At 60.1% G+C, this 20868-nt stretch carries 14 protein-coding genes; 7 read left to right on the top strand and 7 right to left on the bottom strand.

Annotated elements, in window-relative coordinates; translation table 11 throughout:
- Nucleotides 1-62: 62 nt before the first annotated feature.
- Nucleotides 63-518 carry a tRNA (cytidine(34)-2'-O)-methyltransferase gene (locus tag ACM6IV_RS20620; RefSeq protein ID WP_414871421.1) on the bottom strand — a complete coding sequence of 152 codons (456 nt, stop codon included), beginning with the start codon at nt 516-518 and terminating at the stop codon, nt 63-65.
- Here ACM6IV_RS20620 and ACM6IV_RS20625 point away from each other — a divergent pair.
- Entirely contained in the window at nt 517-957 is a 441-nt protein-coding gene (locus ACM6IV_RS20625) for a hypothetical protein (RefSeq protein ID WP_414871422.1), read from the top strand. The two genes, ACM6IV_RS20620 and ACM6IV_RS20625, sit on opposite strands and share 2 nt — an antisense overlap.
- Nucleotides 958-1563: 606 nt before the next feature.
- Here the strand turns inward: ACM6IV_RS20625 and ntrC are convergent.
- From ntrC to glnA, 5 genes are all read right to left on the bottom strand, one after another.
- Nucleotides 1564-3000, bottom strand: a complete 1437-nt coding sequence (gene ntrC, locus ACM6IV_RS20630; protein WP_414871423.1) for a nitrogen regulation protein NR(I) — start codon at nt 2998-3000, stop codon at nt 1564-1566.
- A complete protein-coding gene (glnL, locus tag ACM6IV_RS20635) occupies nt 2997-4082 on the bottom strand; it encodes a nitrogen regulation protein NR(II) (protein ID WP_414871424.1) in 1086 nt (361 codons plus the stop codon). Before glnL ends, ntrC begins: the two co-directional genes overlap by 4 nt.
- A gap of 232 nt (nt 4083-4314) precedes the next feature.
- Nucleotides 4315-4938, bottom strand: coding sequence for a DUF4124 domain-containing protein (locus tag ACM6IV_RS20640; RefSeq protein WP_414871425.1), 624 nt, complete (start codon nt 4936-4938; stop codon nt 4315-4317).
- Complete coding sequence (locus ACM6IV_RS20645; RefSeq protein ID WP_414871426.1) at nt 4935-5447, bottom strand: DUF4124 domain-containing protein; 513 nt, start codon at nt 5445-5447, stop codon at nt 4935-4937. The genes ACM6IV_RS20640 and ACM6IV_RS20645 overlap by 4 nt, the downstream gene beginning before the upstream one ends.
- A gap of 288 nt (nt 5448-5735) precedes the next feature.
- The gene (glnA, locus tag ACM6IV_RS20650) at nt 5736-7142 is read right to left on the bottom strand and encodes a type I glutamate--ammonia ligase (protein ID WP_186552128.1); all 1407 of its coding nucleotides are present in this window, start codon (nt 7140-7142) and stop codon (nt 5736-5738) included.
- 328 nt (nt 7143-7470) lie between these two features.
- Here glnA and thiI point away from each other — a divergent pair, with 328 nt between their 5' ends.
- Nucleotides 7471-8925 carry a tRNA uracil 4-sulfurtransferase ThiI gene (thiI, locus tag ACM6IV_RS20655; protein WP_095047172.1) on the top strand — a complete coding sequence of 485 codons (1455 nt, stop codon included), beginning with the start codon at nt 7471-7473 and terminating at the stop codon, nt 8923-8925.
- Nucleotides 8926-9064: 139 nt separating this feature from the next.
- Nucleotides 9065-10885, top strand: coding sequence for a translational GTPase TypA (gene typA, locus ACM6IV_RS20660; RefSeq protein WP_003220792.1), 1821 nt, complete (start codon nt 9065-9067; stop codon nt 10883-10885).
- 284 nt (nt 10886-11169) lie between these two features.
- Here the strand turns inward: typA and ACM6IV_RS20665 are convergent, their stop codons facing one another.
- Nucleotides 11170-11607 (bottom strand): YkgJ family cysteine cluster protein, encoded by a 438-nt coding sequence (locus ACM6IV_RS20665; protein WP_025110918.1) that lies wholly within the window; start codon nt 11605-11607, stop codon nt 11170-11172.
- Nucleotides 11608-11867: 260 nt separating this feature from the next.
- Between ACM6IV_RS20665 and ACM6IV_RS20670 the strand changes: the two genes are divergently transcribed.
- The 4 genes from ACM6IV_RS20670 to ACM6IV_RS20685 all read left to right on the top strand — a co-directional run bounded on the left by ACM6IV_RS20670 (nt 11868) and on the right by ACM6IV_RS20685 (nt 20866).
- Nucleotides 11868-14318, top strand: a complete 2451-nt coding sequence (locus ACM6IV_RS20670; protein WP_414871427.1) for a glycogen/starch/alpha-glucan phosphorylase — start codon at nt 11868-11870, stop codon at nt 14316-14318.
- A 256-nt stretch (nt 14319-14574) separates the two neighbouring features.
- Complete coding sequence (locus ACM6IV_RS20675; RefSeq protein ID WP_414871428.1) at nt 14575-18162, top strand: DUF2339 domain-containing protein; 3588 nt, start codon at nt 14575-14577, stop codon at nt 18160-18162.
- Complete coding sequence (locus ACM6IV_RS20680; protein WP_414871429.1) at nt 18159-19523, top strand: DUF3999 domain-containing protein; 1365 nt, start codon at nt 18159-18161, stop codon at nt 19521-19523. The genes ACM6IV_RS20675 and ACM6IV_RS20680 overlap by 4 nt, the downstream gene beginning before the upstream one ends.
- Before the next feature lie 332 nt (nt 19524-19855).
- A complete protein-coding gene (locus tag ACM6IV_RS20685; RefSeq protein WP_039756611.1) occupies nt 19856-20866 on the top strand; it encodes a class 1 fructose-bisphosphatase in 1011 nt (336 codons plus the stop codon).
- Nucleotides 20867-20868 lie beyond the last annotated feature (2 nt).

Genomic DNA, 20868 nt, shown 5'->3' on the forward strand with positions numbered 1-20868 from the left:
ATTGATGTCATCTGATACGCCGCATTCGCGAGCAAGCCCGCTCCCACATTTGTTATGCAGTGTTATTTAAAGTCGTTCTGGCGCCAGGCTTCGTACACGGCCACCGCCACGGTGTTGGACAGGTTAAGGCTGCGGCAGCCTTCGCGCATCGGCAGGCGCAGACGTTGTTCGGCGGGCAGGGCATCGAGCACCTCAGCCGGCAGGCCACGGCTTTCCGGGCCAAACAAAAACGCATCACCCGCAACGAACGCGGCATCATGAAACGGTCGCGAACCCTTGGTGGTGAACGCAAACACCCGAGGGTTACCGAGGCTTTCCAGGCAACTGGCGAGGTTCGCGTGACGTTGCAGCGTGGCATATTCGTGGTAGTCGAGACCGGCGCGGCGCAAGCGCTTGTCGTCCATCTCGAAGCCCAGTGGTTCGATCAAATGCAGGTGGCAGCCGCTGTTGGCGCACAGCCTGATAACGTTGCCGGTATTCGGCGGAATTTCTGGTTGAAAAAGGATGACGTGAAACATGCACGGCTCCGAAGGTAAAGATGAGCGGCATTCTACGCCGCCTGTGGACAACCGTTCGAAACTATTGCCGCGAGTCATCGGTTCGCTGGCGATTGTCGGCTTGATGATCGGTTTGATGATCGGTCGCCTGACCACGCCGGATCCGACGGTGTTGCAGCAGGTTGAAGTCACCGACGGCGGGTTGGTGGTGTGGTTCAACAACGAGCCGAAGCTGCATGGCGAAGTCATCGATGGCGCGGTGGCGCTGCTGTTCCAGGCCGAGGGCCGTGCGCAGAAAGGTCAGCTCAGGCTCAACGGCAAAGACGTCAACTGGCGTACGCGGATGAGTGATGGCGGGTTGTTACTGACGGTGCTGGCGGCGCGGCCGCTGCAGGGTGACTGGGCCGGCAGCGAGGTCGATGACCGCTGGCGGCTGGAGATCCATCTCCGGGAGCAATAAAAGCGGGAATCCCTGACCTGCCTGTATCAGGGTTCCCAAAAGGCTGGACTTCGCTGTTCGCGTCGGTCCGGTGTAAAGAGGGAACCCCCGGCCTGCCTGTACCAAGGATCCCAAAAGGGAGGGCTCGCCGCATGGCGCTGCGAGCCGATGTAAAGAGGGGAATCCCCGGCCTGCCTGTACCAAGGTCCCCGAAACGGGTGGTGAATTGAATCACCTGTAAGAGGTATTGCAGGGGGCGTGCCAGGTTTTAATCTGCTGAAACAAAAAAGCTGATCAGAAACATGAAAGCCCCGGAATCGGGGCTTTTGTGGTTTTGAAAAACGGTTTGTCAGTGTTTTTAAAGGTTGAGTGTGGCGATGCGGCTGTGCGCGATCGCGGGTCATTGTGCATTGATGCGGTGCACGGTGGCCCCTCACCCTAACTCTCTCCCAGAAGGAGAGGGGACTGACCGAGTTGCTGTTCAAGTTACGCCGACCTGAAATACCCCGTCGAACTCAGGTCTTGAACATCATACAAAATCGGCTCCCTTTCCCCCTCTCCCCCAGGGGGGAGAGGGCTGGGGTGAGGGGATGGATCCTGAGTACACACCCTCAAGCGAACAAGGTTTTAACCCTCATCCCCCTCATCATCATCCCCACCATCCACTTTCATTCCCAGTTCTTTGATCTTGCGCGTCAGGGTATTACGCCCCCAACCCAGCAGCACGGCGGCATCACGACGGCGCCCGGCAGTGTGCTTCAAAGCGGTCTCGATCATGATCCGCTCGAACGCCGGTACCGCGCTGTCGAGCAGGCTCGACTGGCCGCGCGCCAAGGCCTGATCGGCCCATTGGCGCAACGCCTGTTCCCAGTTGGTCACCGGCGCGGAATCCTGCGGCAGGCTCAACAACTCTGGTGGCAAGTCGCTGATGTGCACTTCGCGCCCGGATGCCATGACGGTGATCCAGCGGCAAGTGTTCTCCAGCTGCCGCACGTTGCCCGGCCATGGCAGGTTTTTCAGGTATTCCTCGGTCTCGCTTTTCAGCAGTTTCGGCTCGACTGCCAGTTCCTGCGCGGCGCGGCTGAGGAAGTGCCTGGCCAGGGTCGGGATGTCTTCACGACGATCCGACAGGCGCGGGATGTGGATGCGGATCACGTTGAGGCGGTGGAACAAGTCCTCACGGAATTTGCCGGCGTGCACCAGGGTTTCCAGATTCTGGTGCGTCGCGGCGATGATGCGCACATCGACCTTCACCGGCACGTGACCGCCGACACGGTAGAACTCGCCATCGGCCAGAACGCGCAGCAAGCGGGTTTGCGTATCCGCCGGCATGTCGCCGATTTCATCGAGGAACAACGTGCCTCCGTCCGCCTGTTCGAAACGGCCGCGACGCAGATTCGCTGCGCCGGTGAACGCGCCTTTCTCATGGCCGAACAGTTCCGATTCCATCAGATCCTTGGGGATCGCCGCCATGTTCAGCGCAATGAACGGCGAGGCCGCGCGCGGGCTGTGTCGGTGCAAGGCGTGGGCGACCAGTTCTTTACCGGTGCCCGATTCACCGTTGATCAGCACGGTGATGTTGGAGTGGCTCAAGCGCCCGATGGCGCGAAACACTTCCTGCATCGCTGGCGCTTCGCCGATGATTTCCGGGGTGCGGGTCAGTGCCGGCACGACTTCCAGGCCTTGCTGCTCTTGTGCGTGTTGATTGGCGCGCTTGACCAGCGACACCGCTTCATCGACGTCGAACGGCTTGGGCAGATACTCGAACGCGCCGCCCTGATACGAGGCGACAGCGCTGTCCAGATCGGAGTGAGCGGTCATGATGATGACCGGCAACCGTGGGTGCTGCTCGCGAATCCGCGCCAGCAGATCCAGACCGCTGGCACCCGGCATGCGGATGTCGGAAATGATCACGTCCGGCTGCTGACGGGCCAGGCGACTCATCACGCCATCGGCGCTGTCGAAGCTCTGGGTGGTCATGCCTTCCTGCTGCAAGGCCTTTTCCAGAACCCAACGGATAGAACGGTCGTCATCGACGATCCACACGGTTTCACTACGGCTCATGTCGATGTGGCTCCTTGTTCCAGTGGCAGAAAGATCGAGAAGGTAGTGTGGCCTGGATGGCTGTCACACTCGATCAGACCCTGGTGCTGGCTGATGATGTTCTGGGTAATGGCCAGGCCCAGCCCGGTACCGTCCGGGCGACCGCTGACCATGGGGAAGAAAATGGTTTCCTGAAGTTCCGCCGGGATCCCGGGGCCGTTGTCGATGATCTCGATCTTGGTCACCAGGCGATGGCGGACGTGGCCGATGGTGAACTGGCGCATGGTCCGGGTGCGCAGGCTGATGCGGCCCAGCCGCAATTCGTTCTGGCTGCTGATTGCCTGCATCGCGTTGCGCACAATGTTCAACACCGCCTGAATCATTTGCTCGCGGTCGATCAACACGTCGGGAATGCTTGGGTCGTAGTCGCGCACCAAGGTGATGCAGCCCTGGCTTTCCGCTTCGACCAGTTGGCAGACGCGCTCCAGCACTTCGTGAACGTTGCACATGGCCAGCGACGGCAACTTGTTCGAACCGAGCATGCGATCGACCAGATTGCGCAGGCGATCGGCTTCTTCAATGATCACGTTGGTGTAGTCGCGCAGGCTTTCTTCCGGTAGCTCGCGGGCCAGCAGTTGTGCGGCGCCACGGATGCCGCCGAGCGGATTCTTGATCTCATGGGCGAGGCCGCGCACCAGCATTTTGCTGGTTTCCTGCTTGGACAGCTGCGCCTCTTCCTTGGTGATCCGCAGCAGGCGGTCACGCGGATGGACCTCCAGCAGGAGCAGGGTCGCGCCATTGCTCAGAATCGGCGTCACCGCGTAATCCACGGTCAATGTCTGGCCGGTGAGGGCGGTGAGCATCGCTTCGCGTTTGGTGAATGGATGCGCCTGCTCCACCGCCTGGCGCAGGGAATTGAGCGCCTCGGGGGATTCGGTGAACAGCTCGCTGATGAACTGGCCATGGCTGCGCTGACCACTGACGGCCAGCAGCATCTCTGCCGCCGGGTTCATGTACTCGAGGCGCAATTCGGCGTCGAGCAGGATGGTGGCGGTGGTCAGGTTGTCGAGCAGCAAACGGTGGATTGCGTCACTTATAGTCATCAGAGCCTCTTTCGGGGGCGGAGCGTGCGCGAGAAGCAGGCGTCGTTGAACGGAAAATGCAAAAACCAAACCAAGGCTCCGAAAAGAAGCGCTGATCGCCTGAAACAGGCGTTTGACGCTCGCTTGCGTGGCAGTCGGCCAGCTCTGACGGGTACTTTCGAACCAAAATGGGTTGGGATATGGGTAGGGTGTCAGTTTTACGCACCAATATAGTGCGCATCACTGAACAGCGTCAGAAAAAACGCAGGAAGGGGTTTTTCGGCTCAGGCGGCTTGTCTTTCAAAGGGCATTCCGGACGGACACCGTAATCGTCCTTGGTGCAGGGTTTTACCTGGCGTTTCTGCGCGAGGGAGATGCGCAGCATGTGGAAGGGCTGATTGGCGGTGCGTTCGACGGTGCGCCCTTCGGTATCGAGGATTTCCACGGAAAGGTTGTGGCTGCCACGATCAATGTTGCTCAGTGGGAAGACCGGCGTCAGTCCGGGTTCGCCAGTGGCCTGTCCATCCAGCAACAGGCGATAGCGATGACCCTTTTGCAGGCCGGGTTCGCTGGTGACACTGACGATGATTTCGCCGGCGCTGCTGCGAATCGTGGCATCCGGTTCGGGCACCAGAATGCGCAGCATGTCGTAATGAAAAAGAGGTTGTTCCACGGTTTTTTTCGCGGTGGTGATCGGTGCGGCAATGCTGGGGTTGGCCGACATGCGATTGCTGGTGGCGATGGGCACTCGTTTGGCGTTGCCACGCGGCTGGTCGGTGTAGACGCGATTGCCTTGTGCATCGATGTAGGTGAAGACCTCCGCTGAAGCCGGCAGCGTGAGCAGCGCCAATACAACGATCAGCCACGCGCGGATCATGGCTTGTGCACTCGCTGCACGCTGAGGGCCACTGGCGGACTCTGCTGGATGATCGTCTGCCCATCAATCACCTGCACTGCGAGCCGGTGTTCGCCGCGATCGACGTTCACCATTTGCAGGATCGGCACGTTGCTCGGTTGGCCATAGGGCACATCATCCAGTACTAGCCTTAATTGATGCGGCGCTTGCAGGCGCGGTTTGATCAGCACTTGGACGGTGAACGTGCCGTTGTTGGCGCGCAGGGCTTCTTCGCTGGGCAGGCCGGCGAGTTCGAGAATGTCGTAAGCGTTGCGCGCAGGCTCACGTTTGTCGGCGTCAGATGCAGGTGGCGCGCTCGGCGCTTGCGGCTCAACCCGGTTGAGCGGCGGCAACTCCACCGGCTGCGCCTGCACGCCGTCCGGCGAGTGATCGCTGTACACCGTGTTGCCGTTGGCATCGGTGTACTTGTAGATCTGCGCCGCGACGGGCAGGGCGATCACCAGAAGAATGTAAAGAAAGGTACGACCCATGAAATCGACCGGGATTGAAAGCGATGGGGTGCAGCATAGGCCAGACGCGGCGGTTGGCCCAACCCTGTACACATCCAGAGATCATTCTCACGCCACAAATCCCCTTGTGGGAGCGGGCTTGCTCGCGAAGGCGTTGTATCAGTCGCCATCACCATCAATGACCCACCGCTTTCGCGAGCAAGCCCGCTCCCACAGGGGAAAGGCGTCGCGCCATAAAATCCGGGCAATAAAAAAGGCCTCCCGAAGGAGGCCTCTTTTTGTCACGCCACGTCGCGCGGCGCTACCGGATCAGCAGCTGTAGTACAGCTCATATTCCAGTGGGTGTACGAAGGTGCGAACCTTGATTTCTTCTTCGGATTTCAGCGCGATGTAAGCGTCGATGAAGTCGTCGGAGAATACGCCGCCCTTGGTCAGGAACGCGCGGCCCTTGTCCAGCTCTTCCAGAGCTTCTTTCAGGCTGCCGCAAACTTGCGGAATCTCTTTCGCCTCTTCAGGCGGCAGGTCGTACAGGTTCTTGTCGGCAGCATCGCCTGGGTGGATCTTGTTCTGGATACCGTCCAGACCGGCCATCAGCAGTGCTGCGAAAGCCAGGTACGGGTTGGCAGCCGGATCCGGGAAGCGCGCTTCGATACGGCGGGCTTTCGGGCTCGACACGTAAGGAATACGGATCGAAGCGGAACGGTTGCGAGCCGAGTAGGCCAGCATCACTGGAGCTTCGAAGCCTGGCACCAGACGCTTGTAGGAGTTGGTCGCCGGGTTGGTGAAGCCGTTCAGGGCCTTACCGTGTTTGATGATGCCGCCGATGAAGTACAGAGCGGTATCGGACAGGCCGGCATAGCCTTCACCAGCGAAGGTGTTCTTGCCGTCTTTCCAGATCGACATGTGCACGTGCATGCCCGAACCGTTGTCGCCGTACAGTGGCTTCGGCATGAAGGTTGCGGTGCGGCCGTACGCGTCAGCAACGTTGTGGACAACGTACTTCAGGGTTTGGGTTTCGTCGGCTTTCTTCACCAGGGTGTTGAACTTGACGCCGATTTCGTTCTGGCCGGCAGTTGCCACTTCGTGGTGGTGAACTTCGACGGTCAGACCCATTTCTTCCAGTGCGTTGCACATGGAGGTACGGATTTCGTGGTCGTGGTCGAACGGCGGAACCGGGAAGTAACCACCCTTGACGCCTGGACGGTGACCTTTGTTGCCGCCTTCGACGTCCTGGTCGGACATCCACGAACCTTGCTCGGAGTAGATCTTGAACATCGAGCCGGAGATGTCCGACTTGAATTTCACCGAGTCAAAGATGAAGAACTCAGGCTCTGGACCGGCGAACACAGTGTCACCGATACCGGTGGCTTTCAGGTGTTCTTCGGCGCGCTTGGCGATCGCACGTGGGTCGCGGTCGTAGCCTTGCATGCTCGAAGGTTCGATAATGTCGCACACCAGAATCAGGGTAGCGTCTTCGGTGAACGGGTCGAGAACGGCGGTTTCGTCAACCGGCATCAGGATCATGTCGGAGGCTTCGATGCCTTTCCAGCCAGCGATGGAGGAGCCGTCGAACATTTTGCCGACTTCGAAGAAGTCTTCGTCCAAAGCATCGCGAGCCGGCATGGTCACGTGGTGCTGAGTGCCTTTGGTGTCCGTGAAGCGCAGATCAATCCACTTGACGTCATGATCTTTGATGAGTTGAACCGTCTTCGACATACTGTCCTCCGGGTGGCTTAGGGCTAGTAGTGGATGCCCTTAAAGTTGGGTGATGCCGGCGCAGATACTCTGCCAAGGCAACCTGCCTCACAAGGGAGCAAATTGCATGCCAGTGCCCCAGCATGGGTTTTTTGCCCCAAATTCACGCTTATAAAGGTGCAAAGCGCCTGAATGAGGAAAATCTCGCCCTCTAATGTAGCGTCTTGAATTCAAAATGACCCGTTTTGGTGCATGCAAAACCTTCTGCACATTAACTGGTTAAACCTTGAGCAATTTCCGCTATAATCCGCGCCCCCCTTTTTCGGCTGGCCGTTCGCGCGCTGTTTTCATGAAACTAATCGTAAAAGTCTTCCCCGAGATCACCATCAAAAGCCGACCTGTCCGGACGAAATTCATCCGCCAGTTGGCCAAGAACATCCGCACCGTGCTCCGCGACCTGGACCCGGCCGTGGTGGTGAACGGCGTGTGGGACAATCTCGAGCTGGAGACCCGCGTTACCGACCCCAAAGCCTTGAAGGAGATGGGCGAGCGTCTGACTTGCATGCCGGGCATCGCGCACTTTTTGCAGATCGACGAGTACCCGCTGGGTGACTTCGACGACATCACCGAAAAGTGCAAACAGCATTACGGTGACGCACTGGCGGGGAAGATTTTCTCGGTGCGCTGCAAGCGCGCGGGCAAGCACACGTTCAGCTCGATGGACGTCGAAAAATACGTCGGCAGCAAGCTGCGCCGCGAGTGTGGTGCCGCCGGGATCGACCTGAAAGCGCCGGAAATCGAAGTCCGTATCGAAGTTCGCGACAAACGGTTGTTCGTCATCCACAGCCAGCACAACGGCATCGGCGGTTATCCGCTCGGTGCGTTGGAGCAGACGCTGGTATTGATGTCCGGCGGCTTTGACTCGACCGTTGCGGCCTACCAGATCATTCGTCGCGGCCTGATGACGCACTTCTGCTTCTTCAATCTGGGCGGTCGTGCCCACGAATTGGGCGTGATGGAAGTCGCGCATTTCATCTGGAAGAAGTACGGCAGCTCGCAACGCGTGCTATTTGTCAGTGTTCCGTTCGAAGAAGTCCTGGGCGAAATTCTCGGCAAAGTCGATAACAGTCATATGGGCGTCGTATTGAAGCGTATGATGTTGCGCGCGGCTTCCAACATCGCCGACCGCCTGCACATCGAAGCGCTGGTCACTGGCGAAGCGATCTCCCAGGTGTCGAGCCAGACCCTGCCGAACCTGTCGGTGATCGACTGCGTGACCGACAAACTGGTCCTGCGTCCGCTGATCGTGGCGCACAAGCAGGACATCATCGACACGGCCAACGAGATCGGCACCGCCGATTTTGCCCGGCACATGCCGGAATACTGCGGGGTCATTTCGGTCAACCCGAAGACTGCCGCCAAACGCGGTCGCGTTGAGCACGAAGAGAAAGAATTCGACATGGCGGTCCTCGAGCGTGCGCTCGAAAACGCCAAACTGGTGCCGATCGATCGGGTGATCGACGAATTGGGCCAGGACGTACAGATTGAAGAAGTCAGCGAAGCACTGGCCGGTCAGATCGTGATCGACATCCGTCACCCGGATGCCGCCGAGGATGAGCCGCTGGAACTCGCTGGCGTAGAAGTACAGACGATGCCGTTCTACGCAGTGAACGCTCGTTTCAAGGAGCTGGATCCGACTCGCCAGTACCTGCTGTATTGCGACAAAGGCGTGATGAGTCGCCTGCATGCTCACCATTTGCTCAGTGAGGGGCATGCCAATGTGCGCGTTTATCGACCGAGCTAAGTGCCCGGGGCTGTTTGCCTGTGGCCTGCGTCACCGGCCCCCCGACACCGCCGTCAAGCTGTAACGGCCATGCCGGACACTACTGTTAATCGCTGCCAAGACTTGTCAGCAAACCGAATCCTCTGATCGAGATACACAAGTGATCGAAAATCTACGCAACATCGCCATCATTGCCCACGTTGACCATGGTAAAACCACCCTGGTAGACAAACTCCTGCGTCAATCCGGCACCCTGGAGCGCAACGAGCTCAACGACGAGCGCGTGATGGACTCCAACGACCAGGAAAAAGAGCGCGGTATTACCATTCTGGCGAAAAACACCGCCATCAACTGGAACGGCTACCACATCAACATCGTGGACACCCCGGGCCACGCCGACTTCGGCGGCGAAGTTGAACGCGTAATGTCGATGGTCGACTCCGTTCTGCTGCTGGTTGACGCTCAAGACGGCCCTATGCCGCAAACCCGTTTCGTGACCAAGAAGGCTTTCGAAGCCGGCCTGCGTCCAATCGTGGTGATCAACAAGGTTGACCGTCCAGGCGCGCGTCCGGACTGGGTTCTGGACCAGATCTTCGACCTGTTCGACAACCTCGGTGCGACCGAAGAACAACTGGACTTCCAGGTTGTTTACGCTTCGGCCCTGAACGGCATTGCCGGTCTGGACCACACCGCCATGGCGGAAGACATGACTCCGCTGTACCAAGCGGTCGTCGACCACGTTCCGCCTCCGGCCGTTGACCGTGACGGTCCGTTCCAGATGCAGATTTCCGCTCTGGACTACAACAGCTTCCTGGGTGTTATCGGTGTTGGCCGTATCGCTCGTGGTCGCGTCAAGCCGAACACTCCGGTTGTCGCTATCAGCGCCGACGGCAAGCGCCGCAACGGTCGTATCCTGAAGCTGATGGGTCACCACGGTCTGCACCGCATTGACGTTGAAGAAGCAGCAGCCGGCGACATCGTCTGCATCAGCGGCTTCGACGAGCTGTTCATCTCCGACACCCTGTGCGATATCAACACCGTCGAGGCGATGAAGCCGCTGACCGTTGACGAGCCAACCGTTTCCATGACCTTCCAGGTAAACGACTCGCCATTCTGCGGTAAAGAAGGCAAGTTCGTGACCTCCCGTAACATCAAGGATCGTCTGGACAAAGAGCTGCTGTACAACGTTGCACTGCGCGTTGAAGAAGGCGACTCGGCTGACAAGTTCAAGGTTTCCGGCCGTGGTGAGCTGCACCTCTCGGTACTGATCGAAACCATGCGTCGCGAAGGCTTCGAGCTGGCCCTGGGTCGCCCTGAAGTGATCATCCGTGAAGTTGACGGCGTGAAGCAGGAACCGTTCGAAAACGTAACCATCGACATCCCTGAAGAATCGCAGGGCAAGGTCATGGAAGAGATGGGGCTGCGTAAGGGCGACCTGAGCAACATGGTGCCGGATGGCAAGGGCCGTGTTCGTCTGGAATACAACATCCCTGCTCGCGGTCTGATCGGTTTCCGTAACCAGTTCCTGACCCTGACCAACGGTGCTGGCATCCTGACCTCGATCTTCGACCGTTACGCTCCAGTGAAGTCGGGCCACATGTCCGGCCGTCAGAACGGCGTTCTGGTTTCGGTTGAAACCGGCAAGGCACTGACCTACTCGCTGGAAACCCTGCAGGCTCGTGGCAAGCTGTTCGTAGAACACGGCCAGGAGATCTACAACGGTCAGATCGTTGGTCAGAACAGCCGCGACAACGACCTGGGTGTAAACCCGACCAAAGGCAAGAAGCTCGACAACATGCGTGCTTCGGGTAAAGACGAAACCATCGCTCTGGTTCCACCTGTTCGCTTCACTCTGGAACAGGCTCTGGAATACATCCAGGAAGACGAGCTGTGCGAAGTTACGCCTAAGTCCATCCGTCTTCGCAAGAAGATCCTGGACGAAAGCGAGCGTACCCGCGCTGCCAAGAAAGCCAAGGCGTAATTTAGCCCTGGAATAAAAAACGCCCCCGGTCGCGAGACCGGGGGCGTTTTTGTTTGTCTGGGATCAAAAGCCCCTCACCCTAGCCCTCTCCCAGAGGGAGAGGGGACTGATTGGGGGATGCTCAGGAGATGCATCGACCTGAGTGAATTCTGCCGAATCCAGAATCGATTTGGCGGGCTTCACCGAATCCATAATCGACTGGTTTTTTCAGGTCGGTGTATGGCGCCAGACACCTCGGTCGGCTTCCTCTCCCTCTGGGAGAGGGCGGGGGTGAGGGTTTGCTGTTAAAACTTCTCGATCGCCCGGAAATTCTGCACGCGCTCGACTTCCTTCGGCTTGTACGCGCAATACCCCGGCCGCGGGCCGATCTTCGGGTGATTGCGGCAGGTGTCCGGGCGCTTGTCATAAATGGTGCACAGGCGGCTCTTACGATCCAGGTAGTAGCAATCGTTGTTGCTCATGCGCTGCAGGGTGAAGATCCCCGACTTTTGATTAAAGCGCTCGACCAGGCCTTCCTTTTGCAAACGCTTGGCGATGTTCTTCGGCGGGTCGCCCAGCTCGAACTCGTCAACCACACCGATGCGCACCAGATCCTTGATCTTCACTTCGACCGGCAGCGTGCAGCAGCTGGACATGCAGGAGCCGCACATCGGGGCCGAATATTTTGCCCACGTATCGAGACGATCGATCTCGGCGGCGGCAATCAGGTTGGGCTTCATCATCGGGAGTTACCAGGTGTGTATGCATCAGGGCGCGCGATCATACCGGGACGGGTGGATTTTTGAACAACCTTTCGCCAGATTTTTTCTCGATGCAGGCACTTTGCCGGAAAATTCGGCACGGCCCCTGCATTCATTAGCTCATCCGCCAAGGTAATGCCGGGCCAGCTCACAGTCTCAGGAAAAACTGCCGAACCAGCGCCTCGACCGTCGGTCAGACCGTCTAGGCTCAGACAATTCCCCGCTCGCTCGAGGTCCCATTGATGACTCAAGAACCACTAGTTCGCGAAGCAGAGGTGGCCGCATTCCGCGACGCCGTCCTGACCAAGCTCACCTACGCGGTGGGCAAAGACCCCGATCACGCCTTCGACCATGACTGGTTCGAAGCCATCGCTCTGGCGGCGCGTGATCACATGGTCGAACACTGGATGGACCACACCCGGCAGATTTACCGCAAAGGTCAGAAGCGGGTGTACTACCTCTCGCTGGAATTCCTGATCGGTCGCTTGCTCTACGACAGCCTGAGCAACCTTGGTTTGCTCGACGTTGCCCGTGAGGCGTTGACTGAACTCGGTGTCGATCTGGAACGTATCCGTTTACTGGAACCTGATGCGGCGCTCGGCAACGGCGGCCTCGGTCGTCTGGCCGCATGCTTCATGGAAAGCATGTCGACCCTCGGCATCGCCGGCCACGGTTATGGCATTCGTTATGAGCACGGCTTGTTCCGTCAGGCCATCGTCGACGGCTGGCAGCAGGAGCAGACCGAGCACTGGCTGGATTTCGGCAACCCGTGGGAGTTTGAACGGCCAGAGGTCGTCTACTCCATCGGCTTCGGTGGCAGCGTCGAAACCGTCACTGACGTTTCCGGAAAATCCAGACAAGTCTGGTCGCCGGCAGAAACTGTCCGCGCCATTGCCTATGACACCCCCGTCGTCGGCTGGCGCGGGGCAAGCGTCAACACCTTGCGTCTGTGGCGCGCACGCGCCATGGAAGACCTGCACCTGGAGCGTTTCAACGCCGGTGACCACTTGGGCGCAGTCGCCGAAGTGGCCCGGGCGGAGAGTATTTCGCGCGTGCTGTATCCGGCGGACAGCACCGAAGCGGGGCAGGAGCTGCGTCTGCGGCAGGAATACTTCTTTGTCGCCGCTTCGCTGCAGGATCTGCTGCGGCGCCACCGCAACATGCACACCTCGGTGCTGACCCTGGGCGATCACGCGGCGATCCAGCTCAACGACACGCACCCCTCGATTGCCGTTGCCGAACTGATGCGCCAATTGGTCGACGTCTACGACGTGGCGTGGGATGCGGCGTGGCAAGTCACTGTCGACACGCTGTCGTACACCAATCACACGCTGCTGCCGGAAGCGCTGGAAACCTGGCCAGTGGGTCTGATGGAACGCATGTTGCCGCGACACATGCAGATCATTTACCTGATCAACGCCCAGCACATCGACTCGCTGCGCGCCAAAGGCATTCACGATTTCGACGTACTGCGCGCGGTGTCGCTGATCGAAGAAGACAACGGACGCCGCGTGCGCATGGGCAACCTCGCGTTCCTCGGTTCGCACAGCGTCAACGGCGTGTCAGGACTGCACACGCAGTTGATGCGCAAAACCGTGTTCGCCGAACTGCACAAGCTCTACCCGGAACGGATCAACAACAAAACCAACGGCATTACCTTCCGCCGCTGGCTGTTCCAGGCCAACGCCGAATTGACTTCGATGCTGGTCGACTCACTTGGCCCGGAGGTGCTGGATAACCCCGAAGAGCGCCTGCTCGATCTGGAACCGTTCGCCGAGAAAACCGCGTTCCGCAAAGCCTTCGCCGAGCAGCGCCTGCACAGCAAGAAAGCCTTGGCGTATCTGATTCATGAGCGCCTGGGCATTGCGGTCAATCCGGCGGCAATGTTCGATGTGCAGGTCAAACGCATTCACGAATACAAACGCCAGTTGCTCAACCTGCTGCACACGGTAGCGCTGTATCAGGCGATTCGCGCCGAGCCCGAAGTCGATTGGGTGCCGCGAGTGAAGATCTTCGCCGGTAAGGCGGCGGCGAGTTATCACCAGGCCAAACTGATCATCAAGCTGACCAACGACATCGCCCGTGTTGTGAACAACGACCCGACGGTGCGCGGCCTGCTGAAAGTGGTGTTCTTGCCAAACTACAACGTCAGCCTGGCGGAAAGCATTATTCCGGCGGCGGACTTGTCCGAGCAGATTTCCACCGCCGGTTTCGAGGCGTCGGGCACCAGCAATATGAAGTTCGGCCTCAACGGCGCACTGACCATCGGCACGCTGGACGGCGCCAACGTGGAAATGTGCGAACGCATCGGTGCCGAGCACATGTTCATTTTCGGCCTCAGCGCCCAGCAGGTGGAAGCGCGCAAACAGAACCACGAGTTCAGCGCCTTGCCGGACATCGCCGCATCCCATCGTTTGAACGATGTGCTGCAAGCGATTCGCAGCGGGGTGTTCTCGCCGGATGACACTTCGCGCTACACCGGGCTGATCGATTCGCTGGTGGATTACGACCGCTTCCTGGTCTGCGCCGACTTCGACTCCTATTGGGAAGCGCAGAAGCGCGTTGAAGCGCATTGGCACGACGCCAACAACTGGTGGCGCTCGGCAGTGCTCAACACGGCGCGGATGGGCTGGTTCTCCTCAGACCGGACGATTCGCGAGTACGCCACGGATATCTGGAAAGCACTGGAGTAACTTTCCACAACAAATGTGCGCAAGGCCCAACGTTTGTTGGGCCGGATCGATATACTGAGCGCCGGTTACCGGATGCTCCAGTCAGCACACTTCCCCTGTGGGAGCGGGCTTGCTCGCGAAAGCGGTGGTTCAGTCATCATTAATATCGACTGAGACGACGCCTTCGCGAGCAAGCCCGCTCCCACCTGGGGTTTGTGCCTAGACTGAAGCAATCGCCGGACTCGCCCCGTCTTGGGGCCGCTTAGGGATATCGACCATGCAATGGATGTTCATGTTGATCGGGCTGGTGCTCGGCTGGCTGCTCGACGAGTCGATCAGTGATGCGCTGTTGGGTGCATTGCTGGGACTGGTGATCGGGCAGACGATCCGGATCGCGCGGCTGGTCTCCCAAGCGACGGAGCAGCAGCGTCAACTCGAGCTGGCGAAGGTCGCTTTGCAGGGCGTTGAACAGCGTCTGTTTCTGCTCGAAGGTGCACCGGTTCGTGCCGCGTCGCCACCGAGTGCGGCGCCCGTTTCCGAACCAGTCGTAGAACCCCTCAAAACAGCTGAAGAAGCCCCGGTGCCCGAACTGGTCTGGGAGCTGCCGCCCGAACTCGAACCGATTTCCGCCGTCGCCAGCGAAACCAGTCAAGCGCTGCCCGCCGATGTCTGGCGTCTCGACGCCGTCACACCCGAACCGCCAAAACCTGCCGAACCCCGTGGCCCGAACCTCATCGAACGCGGCATCAGCGCCGCGCGTAACTGGCTGTTCGGCGGCAACACGGTGCTGCGGGTCGGCGTGGTGTTGTTGTTCTTCGGTCTGGCGTTCCTGCTGCGTTACGCCACTGAAGGCATGGTCGTGCCGATCGAATTGCGTTACGCCGGTGTCGCGGCGGCAGCGTTGGGTCTGCTCGCACTGGGTTGGTGGCTGCGGCGGCGCAACAGCAATTATGCGTTGATGTTGCAAGGCACCGGGATCGCGGTTTTGTATTTGACAGTGTTTGCGGCGATGCGCCTGCATCCGTTGCTCGATCCTTCCGCCGCGCTCGGACTGCTGGTCGCGGTCACGATTTTCTCGGCGATTCTGGCCATCACCCAGGATGCTTTTGGATTGGCCGCAGCGGCCGCGCTGGGCGGGTTTGCCGCGCCAATCCTGACCTCGACGGGCGCTGGCAACCACGTCGCGCTGTTCAGTTATTTCGCGCTGCTCAACGCCGGCATCCTCACCATCGCCTGGTTCAAGGCCTGGCGGCTACTCAACCTGATCGGCTTCGTCGGCACCTTCGGCATCGGCTTCGCCTGGGGTCTGCGTTCGTATACGCCGGAACTGTTGTGGAGCACCGAGCCGTTCCTGATTCTGTTCTTCCTGATGTACCTCGCCATTGGCCTGTTGTTTGCCCGGCGCAAATTGCTCGACATGCCGGACGCGCCGGCGCAGGGTGACCGCGACGCGTTGCTGCACTGGTCGGCGCGCAAGGGCGATTACGTCGATGGCACGATGCTGTTCGGACCGCCGATCATTGGCTTTGGTTTGCAGTTCGCGCTGGTTCAGCATCTGGAGTTTGCCGCGGCATTCAGTGCGCTGGCGCTGGGCATGATCTACATGGCGCTGGCCAAGGTGTTGATGGGCGGGCGCGCCGTGCTGTTAGGCGAAACCTGTCTGGCGCTCGGAGTGATTTTTGCCAGTCTGGCGATCCCGTTGGGGCTGGATGCGCGCTGGACTTCAGCCGCATGGGCGGTGGAAGGCGCAGGGATTTTCTGGCTCGGTCTGCGTCAGCAGCGGCCGTTCGCCCGGGCCTTTGCCTTGCTGCTGCAACTGGGTTCGGCGTTGGCGTTTGTCAGTCAGTTGCGCGTCGGCGAAAGCAGTCTGCTTGACGGTGCGCCGCTGGGCGCGTTGATGCTCGGGATTGCGTTGCTGTTCAGCTTCTATCAACTGCGCAAGGCCTCGCCGGAACAGGCATCGCCTTGGGAACGCCAGGGCCTGCCAGTGCTGGCAGCTCTGGGCCTGACTTTCCTCTATCTGCTGGCGCCGCTGTTTTTCTTCGTGCAGGGCACGGCGATCAGTTGGGCGTTCGCCGGGTTGGCGACTCTGTTCGTCGGTCTGCGGATTCAATCGCGCACCTTCCTGTTTACCGCGTTCGCCGTGCAGTTGCTTGGCGGTGCGTTATTCCTGTTGCGTCTGCAAGGCGCGGGCGAGGATTCGGCAGCGGTGTTCAGCGCCGGCTGGAGCGGTTTGCTCAGTGCGTCGCTGATCGGTCTGGCGTTGATCGCCGGCATGCTGTTGGCGGCTCGCGATGAAATGGTGCGCGGTGATGTGCGTCTGCTGCGCGGTCTGTCGGTGGTATTACTGGCCGGCCTGGTGCTGATCAATCTGGCCGTGTTGTTCGTGCTGCCGTGGCAAACCGCAAGTGCGGTGTGGGCGGCGAGTGGTTTGCTGATCATCTGGCTGAGCCTGTACCTCAAGCAGCGCGTGAGTTTTGTCTTCGGTTTGCTGTTGCAGGTGATCGGTGGTGCGGCCTTTTTGCTGGCCGGCCCTGAACTGCTTGGGCCGCTGTCCAGCGAAGGGCTGAAACCGTTGGCCCATGGCGGGTTCTGGACGCCGCTGGTTCTGGGGCTGGCTGCGCTGACCGGCGCGTGGCGTCTGCAATTGGGTAATCACGCTTCGGCATTCGATGCGTTGAGTTTGCAGCGTTTGTCCGAAGTGTTGCTGGTGTGGGGCGCGGGTTGGTGGGCGCTGGCGTGGATCAGTGAAGTGCTGCGGTTTGGTTCGCCGACTCTGCAAGGCACGTTGTTGCTGTTCGTCGCGGCACTCAGTGTCGCGTTGTGGGTGCTGCTGTCCCTGCGGTTGAAATGGCCGGCGCTGGGTTTGCTCTGCACTTCGCTGATGACTCCGGCGGCGGCCCTGGTATTGCTCGCTGCGTGGCATTCGCGTTATCACCCGGCGGCCGACTTTGGCTGGCTGGCGTGGGCGGCGGTGTTCGCCGTGCACTTCTTCAGCCTGCGACGTCTGGCACCGATGCTGCCGGCGCGCGCCTTGAGTACGGCGCATGTGCTCGGCTGCTGGCTGCTGATCGGCGTGCTGGCGCTGGAGTTGCGCTACGGTCTGCTGCTGTTGTCCGAGCAATACAACGCCTGGCGTTGGTTGGGTTGGGCGGTTCTGCCGAGCCTCTATCTGCTGTTGGCGGCGGCACCGCGCAACTGGCCTTGGCCGGTGGCGGCATTTGCCCGCGAGTATCGCTTGTACGCGGCGGCGCCGCTGGCGGTGCTGATGCTGGCGTGGTTCTGGCTGGCCAATGGTTTCAGCGATGGCAACGCCGAACCGCTGCCTTACGTGCCGCTGCTCAACCCGTTGGAATTGGGACTGCTGTTCGCGCTGTTCGGCGTTTATGTGTGGTCGCGCAGTGCGATTTCGCAGCTGTCGATTCGCCAGGACTATGCCGAATACGCTACGCAATTGATTGCCGGGGTTTCGTTGTTCGCCTTCTGCACCGCACTGGTGACCCGCGCCGCACACCATTGGGCCGGGATTCCGTTCGAGCTCGATCAACTGCTCGCCTCGATGCTGGTGCAGGCCGGGTTGTCGATCGTCTGGACGCTGATGGCGCTTGGTTTGATGATCGGCGGGCATCTGCGCCATCGTCGCGAGGTGTGGCTGATCGGCGCGGCATTGATTGCGCTGGTGGTGGCCAAACTGATTTTTGTCGAATTGAGCAACCGTGGCGGTCTTGCCCGGATCGTCTCGTTTATCGGCGTCGGCGTGTTGCTGCTGGTGGTCGGCTATTTCGCGCCGCTGCCACCCAAACGCGTCGACGTTGAACCGGCGACGGACAAACCGGTCCCGGACACCGAAGGAGTTTCATCTTGAGTCGCATGCGAAATCTGGGTTGGTTGGCGTTGGGTGTGGTGCTGGCGGCCGGCGCTCAGGAAAAACCGGCGGACTTCGCCACGCAGGTGCCGCTGGCGGTCAGCGGCAACGGCCCGTGGTATCGCCTCGAATTGCCGTTGAGCGTGCAATTGCAGGCGCGCCAGACCGATCTCAGTGATCTGCGGGTGTTCAACGCGGCCGGCGAACCGCAGGCCTACGCCTTGGCCCGTGAGTCGGCGCAGACCCGTGACGACGGCCAGTTGCATGAAGTGAAATGGTTCCCGCTGTACAACGCCGCCGACGCCAGCGAACGCGCGCCGAACGTGCGCGTGCAGTCGACCACCACCGGCACGCTGGTCGAAGTGCAGCCGTCCAGTCAGTTGGAGGCGGGTGAAGAGGTGTTGCGCGGCTGGTTGCTCGACGCCAGCGCGATCAAGGCGCCGCTGCAGCAGTTGATCCTCGACTGGACCAGCGAGCGCGATGGTTTCCAGCGCTTCAGCATCGAAGCCAGCGACGACCTGCAACATTGGCAGGCGTGGGGTGAGGGTCAGGTCGCACGGCTGACCTTTTCCGATGAGCGCATCGAGCAGCACGAGGTGACGCTGCCGGGGCAATCGGCGCGTTATGTGCGGTTGTTGTGGGAGTCGCCGAATTCGGCACCGATCCTGACGGCGGCACAACTGAAAAGCAGTGACCCGCGCAATGTACCGCTGCCGTTGGTATGGTCGCAGGCATTGGCCGGCAGCCGCACCAAGGCTGGGGAATACACCTGGCAATTGCCGATGGGACTGAATGTCGAGCGGGTGCAGGTGGAATTGAAACAGCCGAACAGCCTGGCGCCGGTGACGCTGGCTGGCCGTCGTGACAGCAGCTTGCCGTGGCAGACGCTGAGCAGTGGCTTGCTGTACCGCCTGACACAGAATGGCCAGGATGTTGTGCAGAACGAATTGCAGCTCTACGGACAGACCGTGCAGCAGTTGAAGCTGAGCGTGGATGAGCGTGGCGGTGGTCTGGGTGAGCAGGCGCCGAGTCTGAAGTATGCGGTGCGGGCGACGCAGGTGATTTTCCTCGCGCGCGGGGAGGCGCCGTACAGTCTGGCGTTGGGTAATCCGACGGTGAAAACGGCGAATCTGCCGTTGACGACGCTGATTCCGGATTTCAAGCCGCAGAAGCTGGCAGCGTTGGGTAAGGCGACGGTGCAGGGTGAAGCGGTGGTGACGCAGACTTCGACGGCGACCACGGCGGCGGTGGCCGGGACCAATTGGAAGAAGATCGGCTTGTGGGCGGTGCTGTTGTTGAGTGTGGTTTTCCTCGGGGCGATGGCGTTCAGTTTGTTGCGCAAGCCTCCCGCTAAATCCTGAAAGGGCGGGTGCTGCGCACCCGATCGCGAGCAGGCTCACTCCTACAGGGAAACGCATTTCTTCAGTGGGAATGCGATCAACTGTAGGAGTGAGCCTGCTCGCGATAGCGGCCTGCCAGCCAACAAAAATCCTCAAACTGCCGCTGCACTTAGCCACCACCCGTCCCGAACCGGTCTACGCTAAACCCGCTACCTGAACTCTCCACCGACAATCACGTCTCATACAGGCAAATACACCCCAACGCACGTTACCGGGCGTCTTCGCTCGCTACGTTTTCAGACTCCCTGTAAACTGCGCGGGTTTTTAGCCCCCCCATTCCACCGGAGCCGTCCATGTCCCGCGTTACCCTGAGTCGCTATTTGATTGAGCAGACCCGCAGCAACAACACTCCTGCCGATCTGCGCTTCCTGATCGAAGTGGTGGCGCGTGCCTGCAAAGAGATCAGCCACGCCGTGTCCAAAGGCGCCCTGGGTGGTGTGCTGGGCAGCATGGGCACTGAAAACGTCCAAGGCGAAGTGCAGAAGAAGCTCGACGTACTGTCGAACGAGATCCTGCTAGAAGCCAATGAATGGGGCGGTCACCTGGCCGGCATGGCATCCGAAGAAATGGACAACGCCTACCAGATCCCGGGCAAATACCCGAAAGGCGCGTACCTGCTGGTATTCGACCCGCTGGACGGCTCGTCGAACATCGACATCAACGCCCCGGTCGGCACCATCTTCTCGGTACTGCGTTGCCCGAACGAATACCTGAGCCAGAACGAGCCGCTGAACGAGAAAGCGTTCCTGCAGCCAGGCACCCAGCAGGTTGCCGCCGGTTATGCGATCTACGGCCCGCAAACCATGCTGGTGCTGACCCTGGGCGACGGCGTCAAAGGTTTCACCCTGGACCGCGAAATGGGCAGCTTCGTGCTGACCCACGAAGACATCACCATTCCTGAAACCACCCAGGAATTTGCCATCAACATGTCCAACCAGCGTCACTGGGAAGCCCCGGTCCAGCGCTACGTTGGCGAACTGCTGGCCGGTGAAGAAGGTCCGCTGAAAAAGAACTACAACATGCGTTGGGTCGCGGCGATGGTTGCCGACGTACACCGCATCCTGACCCGTGGCGGCCTGTTCATGTACCCGCGTGACAGCCGTGAGCCTTCCAAACCAGGCAAACTGCGTCTGATGTACGAAGCCAACCCGATGTCGTTCCTCGTGGAACAGGCGGGCGGTGCGTCCACCGACGGTCACCAGCGCATCCTCGACATCCAGCCGGAAGGCCTGCACCAGCGCGTAGCGGTGTTCCTCGGCTCGAAAGAAGAAGTCGCCCGCGCTACCGCCTACCACAAGGAATAAAA

This window comes from Pseudomonas sp. IT-347P (assembly GCF_949768005.1).
In the GTDB taxonomy this organism is placed as follows: domain Bacteria; phylum Pseudomonadota; class Gammaproteobacteria; order Pseudomonadales; family Pseudomonadaceae; genus Aquipseudomonas.